The following is a 6,499-nucleotide window of genomic DNA, read 5'->3' on the forward strand; positions in this document are numbered from 1 at the left end:
ACGGGGCTACGCTCGCAGTGCGGCCACAGCCCGTTACGGGAACAGAGACGCGAGGCGCTCCCATGAGTGAAATCCAGAAGGTGTTCATGCCGTCCGACCCGCTGGAGTCGGGTGATCGGTACGGGATTCTGAGTGGCTTCGACCCCGGAACCCGCACGCTGGAGGCGGGGTTTAGGATCGCGCCGCCGTTCAAGCCGTTGCCCGTCGACACCGTGCTCGAAAAAGACATCGCCGTCACACTGCGTGACGGTGTGACCATCCGTGTCGATGTGCTGCGACCCGCCGGCGCTGAGAAGGTGCCGGTTATCGTCGCGTGGAGCCCGTATGGCAAGGGCCAGGGAACCTCTGCCAGCGTGATGGGTGTGTTCGGTCTGGTCGGACTGGACAACGGAATCGTGTCCGGGCTCGAGAAGTTCGAGGGCCCCGACCCGGCGTACTGGTGCGCGCAGGGCTACGCGATCTGCAACCCGGACGTCCGGGGTGTGGCTGACTGCGAAGGTGACAGTGTCCTCTGGGACCGCCTGGAAGGCCGGGACTGCTACGACTTGATCGAGTGGCTGGGCGTCCAGGAGTGGTGTACGGGCAAGGTCGCGATGAGCGGGACCTCCTACCTCGCGGTCTCGCAGTGGTTCACCGCCGCCGAACAGCCCCCGCACCTGGCGGCGATCAACCCGTGGGAGGGCGTGAGTGATGTCTACCGCGATCTGGTGATGCGCGGTGGCGTGCCCGACCACGGGTTCGCTCGCCAGCTCCGCGACCACAGCTTTCGGGGCAGGGGACGCAAGGAGGACATCATCGCGGAAGCCGAACGCCACCCCCTGGTGGACGACTTGTGGGAGCAGAAAATCCCACTCTTCGATCGGATCACCGTGCCGTCGTACGTCGTCGCCAGCTACTCCAACACGCTGCACACCGCGGGAACGTTTCGCGCATGGCGCCGAATGGCGTCCGCGGAGAAGTGGCTGCGCATCCACAACAGCCAGGAATGGCCCGACTACTACGACGAGGCGAACAGGGAGGACCTGCGCCGGTTCTTCGACCACTTCCTCAAGGGCGAGGACAACGGCTGGGAGAACACGCCCCGGGTGCGCTACTCCGTGCTCGATCTCCAGGGCGGCGACCGGGTAAACGTCCCGGCCGACCAGTTCCCGCCGGCGGACGTCACGCCGACGAAGTACTATCTCGACGGCCTGTCGCGAACCTTGGGGCCTGTGGCGCCGACCGTCGGGGCGACGGCGGGCTACGCCGTGGGGTCCAACCCGGACACCGTGTCCTTCGTGACGCGTTTCGAGCGGGAGACCGTGCTGGTCGGGTATCCCAAAGCGCACCTGTGGGTCGAGGTGGAGGCGGCGGACGACATGGACCTGTTCCTCCTCGTTCAGAAGCTCGACGCGCACGGCACGCCACTGCAGCAGTTCACCGTGCCCAACCAGGGCGCGCGGGTCCACGACGTCACCGAACGCGGTGGCTCGATCCTGCGGTACAAGGGGGCGGACGGACGGCTGCGCGTCTCGATGCGCCACCTGGACGAGAAGCTGTCGACCGAGGACGTCCCCGCCCACAGCTTCGACCGGGTCGAGAAGCTCTCACCCGACGAGGTCGTCGAGGTCGAGATCGACCTTCTCCCGGTCGGTCTCGTGTTCTACCCGGGCGAACAACTTCGCCTCGTCATCAGCAGCCGCTCGCTCCTGGGTCCGATGATGCCCGGGATCCGTGAGTACACCACCCCACACGGCGGAGAACACGTCATCCACACCGGCGCCGATCGCGCCTCGTATCTGCAACTGCCGGTGAAACCGGCTTGATCCCGATGGCGGACCGAGCCTTGCGGTTCGCGGACCCCCCGAGCGTGCGCGGCCACGCGGTTCCGCACCCGGGATTCCCCGCAGACCACGAGCCGGAGCCAGTTCCCTGACCGTGTCGGGTCGAGGATCACACCCGGCGGACGCACACCGACCCGGTCGCAGGTCGCCGCGCCGTTGACCGACGCGGTCGAATGCGCCACCCAACGCCCGCGCGGACACGACCGTACACGCACATCTCGTTGACAGTTCGCTCCCGTCCGCGCCATGCGCATCCCGTCGCATGGCACTTCGACACGCCTGCTTTGAGCGGGGCTGATGCCGGGCGGCGGCCAGACAAGGAGGACGAAGTGAGAGGTATCGAGCCGGTGATGGCAACCGCGCAGTTGCGGCGGGCCTTCGGGTGCTTTCCGTCAGGAGTCGCCGCCGTGTGCGCGAGCTACGAGGGAGAGCCCCTGGGGCTGGCCGCGAGTTCGTTCACATCGGTATCCATGGACCCCCCGTTGGTGTCCCTGTGCGTTCAGCACACGTCCGCCACGTGGCCGAAGCTGCGGAAGCAACCACGGTTGGGGCTGAGCGCGCTGGCCGAGGGCCAGGACGAGATATGCACCCGGCTGGCCGGCAGGGCCGGCGACCGCTTCGCCGGCACGAACTGGTTCGCCTCCGAGGACGGAGCCGTCTTCGTAGACGGTGCGACCCTGTGGCTGGACTGCACGATCCGCGAAGAAGTCTCCTGCGGCGACCACGACATCGTGTTGATGCAGATCCACGGCCTCAGTGCGACGCCCGACATGTCCCCGCTGGTGTTCCACGGCAGCAGATTCCGACGCCTGGCCAGTGTCTGACGACCCGGTCGGGTCGCCCGTCCCGCAAACGGACCCGTGCAGTGCCCCGGATCCCGACCTCGGGATGCACCTCAGGAGTGCACCTGGAGTGAGCACCTCACGGGGAGCCCCGTCGCCGCCAGGCATGAGGTCACCCTCTGGCAGTGGCGTCGCGCGCACCGGACCCACACGGACCATCACCTTTTGATCGTTCCGAACTCGAAAGCAGAGGACCATGCTGCGCAGCGGAAATATGGCAGGACCCGTCATCGGTCTGCGGTTCGAAACCCCGACCTGCTCGGGATTCACGGACGATGACGGCACATTTGCGTTCCGGGACGGTGAGGTCGTCGTCTTCTCGGTCGGTGCGGTCCTGGTCGGTGCGGCGCGCGGGGCGAAGAGGCTCACCCTCGCCGACCTCGTTGCGCGGGTGGACGGCAGCCTCGACAAGCTGGCGGACCCGGGGCTGACCAACATCGCACGATTCCTGCTGACGCTCAATCACCACGACAGTCCGGACGATGGAATCCTTCTTACGCCGGAAATTCACGCCCTGGTGGGAAACCGCCCCATCGACTTCCGCTACGGACTCGCTTCGCTCCCGGGAGCTCCCGCCGATCCCGTTCAGGCATTCACGGGCGATCCGATGGTCGCAACGCTCCTCGACGAGCTCAACCGGGCGAAGGTCATCGGCGGCGTCGCACCCCGAACGGTCACCTCGCCGGCAGCGGCGCGCAACGAGGTACGGCGCCACGTCCTTGGCATCCGGCGCTTCCGCGATGTCAGAATCCCGCTGCGCAACGGCTCCTTCGTGTACGCGGACGTGTATCGCCCGGACACCCCCGAACCGGTTCCCGTCATCATGAACTGCGGTGTCTACGGGCGGGCGTTCGTCCATCACTCCATCGCGAGCGAGCAGGACGCCGAACACCATGAGCAGATGGAAGAGAGGTACTTTCAGGGCAACCCGGATGGATACGAGTACGAGAACCACGAAAGCATCAACACCGCGGCGTGGATTCCGCGTGGCTACGCCCTCGTGCGCATCGACAGCCCCGGCGCCGGCAGGAGTCCCGGGACCTTGGGAATCTGGGGAATCGACGAGGCGGAGGCCTACTACGACGCCATCGAGTGGGCCGCGGCGCAACCGTGGTCCAACAGCAGCGTCGGCCTGTGGGGTATGTCGTACTACGCGGTGAGCCAGCACGCGGTGGCCAGCCTCAAGCCGCCGCACCTCAAGGCCATGATCGCGATCGGCACGGACACCGACCTCTATGAGGAGGTCATGTACACCGGAGGCATCCTCAACGAGGAGTTCTTTCCCGGCTGGTTCCAGCACGGCATCGTGCCGGCGATCTGCGGCGAGGTCGACGCGAAGGACTTCCTGGAGATCGCCCGGACCAACCCCTTCAAGGACTCCGACCCGTCGGCGGTATTCGGGCCCCGGTCCGAGGTGCTGATGAGCCCTGATCTCCGCGACGTGACCGTGCCCCTGTGGACGGTTGCCGCAACGACACATCCTGGCAACTTCCACCAGCTCGGAAGCAGCGAGACCTACCTCAACACCCCTACCCCGAACAAGAAGATCGACTTCTGGGAGGACTGGTTCCTGAAGTCGTACTCCCGTGCCGCGGTGGAGGAGCACATGGCGTTCTTCGACCACTGGCTCAAGGGGATCGACAACGGGATCATGGACAGGCCCCCGGTCCGCCTGGAGATCAGAACCGGGCGCGGTTGCTCCTACCTGCAGGAGGAGCAGGAGTGGCCGGTCGCCCGCACCCAGTACGTCCGCTGGTATCTCGACGCCACGCCCCTCGGCAGCAACGTCGGCCTGCCCTGCGACAACGTCCTGCGCCTGGCGCGCACCCCGCCCGAGGACGATCGCTTCGTGGAGTACTCCGCCGAAGTGGACCTGAACGCACCCCGCATCCCGCCGGCGACCGGCACGGGCGCCGTGGCGAGTGCGCCTTGCGCTCCGGGCGCCACCTTCATCAGCGAGCCGCTACTGGAGGACACCGTTCTCGCCGGCTACAGCAAAGCGGTGCTGTGGATGGCCAGCACCGCTACGGACATGGACGTCTACGTGGCTGTGCGCGTGCTGGATACCGACGACCGCGAAGTCGACTACTGCGGTCCGGCACTGATCCCCGGCATCTCCACACGCTTCTACCCACTGGCCAAAGGCTGGCTCAAGGCATCACACCGCACGCTGGATCCCGAGCGCTCGACCGGCTACCGGCCCAAGCACACGCACCTGCAGGACGACTACGCCCCCCTGCGGGACGGCGAGGTCGTCCCGGTCGAGATAGAGATCATCCCGAACACCGGTCTGGTCAGGAAGGGGCATCGCCTTCGTATCGATGTCCAGCCCTACACCGGGGTCGGCCACGGTATGCGTCACGCCTACGACCCGGCCTATCACGACGGGGCGCGGAACACGGTCTACACCGGACCGAAATACCCCAGCTTCGTACAGCTGCCCGTTCTTCCCGCGCGGGAGTGCTGAAGGCCGTCGGCCCCGAAGCAGCCCGGCACGTATCCGGCCGGCCTCCCCACTCGCGGCTCCGCCTCGCCCACTTCAGCCCCAAACACCGATCCCTTTGGAGGGAAACGCCGATGAATGTCGACGAACTGAGCGCCCGTGCTCACATCCACGATGCCTTGCTCCGCTACTGTCGCGGCCTGGACCGGGTGGACATGGACCTTGTGCGTAGCGTGTTCCACGAGGACGCCTGGGTCCAGTTTCCCGCGAGCCTGCATATCGGTCCCGTATCCGGATTCGTCGACTTCCTGGCAGGGGAGATGCCGCGCTTCGTACGGACCATGCATTCCCTGGGGAACAGCCTCATCGAGTTCAACGGTCCCGACATCGCTCACGTCGAGACGTATCTCCAGGCTGATCACCAAGGCTCCGAGAGCCATCAGTGGAAAGGCGAGTCCGTCAAGCTCTGGGCACGTTACCTGGACCGGTTCGAGCGCCGTGACGGGCTGTGGCTGATCGCCCGCCGCCAACTGATCGTCGACTGGATGTACAAGTACCCCGCCGACGGCTGGTTCGACGACCACCCCGACGCCTCGGCAGGCCGACGCGACGGTTCCGATCCGTCCCTTCGCCCGGTCGCCGGCTTCGGCGGGGTGCCGTCGGCGGACGACAACTGGCCTTCCTGATCTGATCCGCTTTCGGCGACCGGCGCAGGATGCGTCCGCCGCTACAGGAGCGGTATGTCGACCCTTCGGACATCGCGAGTACGAATCACGAGAAAGTCATGGGCCATGACCCTGCGCACCAATGCGAACGAACGGCAACCATCCGCACACGAGATAGCCGACCGGATACACAAGATTCAGCCGTGGCTTCGCGACCAGCAGCCCGTGGCGGAACAGCAGCGTCGCATCCCCCAGGAGAACATCGAGCGTCTCGACGCTGCCGGCGTGTTCACCCTGACCACTCCGAAACGCTTTGGCGGCGCGGACTTCACCACGCGGGAACTGCACGACATCTACCGCGCTCTTGGCGCGGGATGTGGGGCGACCTCCTGGGTCGTCTGGGCGGCCGCAGGGGGGAACCTGTGGAGCTTCTCCTTCCCCCAGGCCGTCGTTACGCCGGTGTACGAGTCCCGGTGGGTCGGGAACCGTACCTTCGCGGTAGGAGGCACGAGCCGGCGGATGTCGGGAACCGCGCGACGGGTCGACGGCGGCTGGATGGTCGAGGGAAAGTGGCCGTTTGCGACCGGCAGCGTCCACGCCTCGCACGGATACCTCGCCGTCTACTACGACCCTGCCGACGACACGAAAGTCGGCATGGTCCTCGTGCCTAATGCTGAATTCCTCAAAGGCAGTAGACGTAGCGTCGGCGTAGGTGTCGGGTGGGTG

Annotated in this window: 5 protein-coding genes; all 5 read left to right on the plus strand. The window is 66.3% G+C overall.

Features of this window, described 5'->3' with window-relative positions:
- Window positions 1–62 precede the first annotated feature (62 nt).
- Window positions 63–1,805, plus strand: a complete 1,743-nt coding sequence (locus C6N31_RS39950; protein WP_138353640.1) for a CocE/NonD family hydrolase — start codon at window positions 63–65, stop codon at window positions 1,803–1,805.
- Window positions 1,806–2,152: 347 nt separating this feature from the next.
- A complete protein-coding gene (locus C6N31_RS39955) occupies window positions 2,153–2,647 on the plus strand; it encodes a flavin reductase family protein (protein WP_307811593.1) in 495 nt (164 codons plus the stop codon).
- A 214-nt stretch (window positions 2,648–2,861) separates the two neighbouring features.
- Window positions 2,862–5,132 carry a CocE/NonD family hydrolase gene (locus C6N31_RS39960; protein WP_138353641.1) on the plus strand — a complete coding sequence of 757 codons (2,271 nt, stop codon included), beginning with the start codon at window positions 2,862–2,864 and terminating at the stop codon, window positions 5,130–5,132.
- Window positions 5,126–5,794, plus strand: a complete 669-nt coding sequence (locus C6N31_RS39965) for a nuclear transport factor 2 family protein (protein WP_198359440.1) — start codon at window positions 5,126–5,128, stop codon at window positions 5,792–5,794. Before C6N31_RS39960 ends, C6N31_RS39965 begins: the two co-directional genes overlap by 7 nt.
- 105 nt (window positions 5,795–5,899) lie before the next feature.
- Window positions 5,900–6,499, plus strand: a 600-nt coding sequence (locus C6N31_RS39970) for an acyl-CoA dehydrogenase family protein (RefSeq protein ID WP_198359441.1), incomplete at its 3' end; no start/stop codon positions are given.

Source organism: Streptomyces fildesensis (assembly GCF_016107395.1).
GTDB classification, from domain to species: Bacteria; Actinomycetota; Actinomycetes; order Streptomycetales; family Streptomycetaceae; genus Actinacidiphila; species Actinacidiphila fildesensis.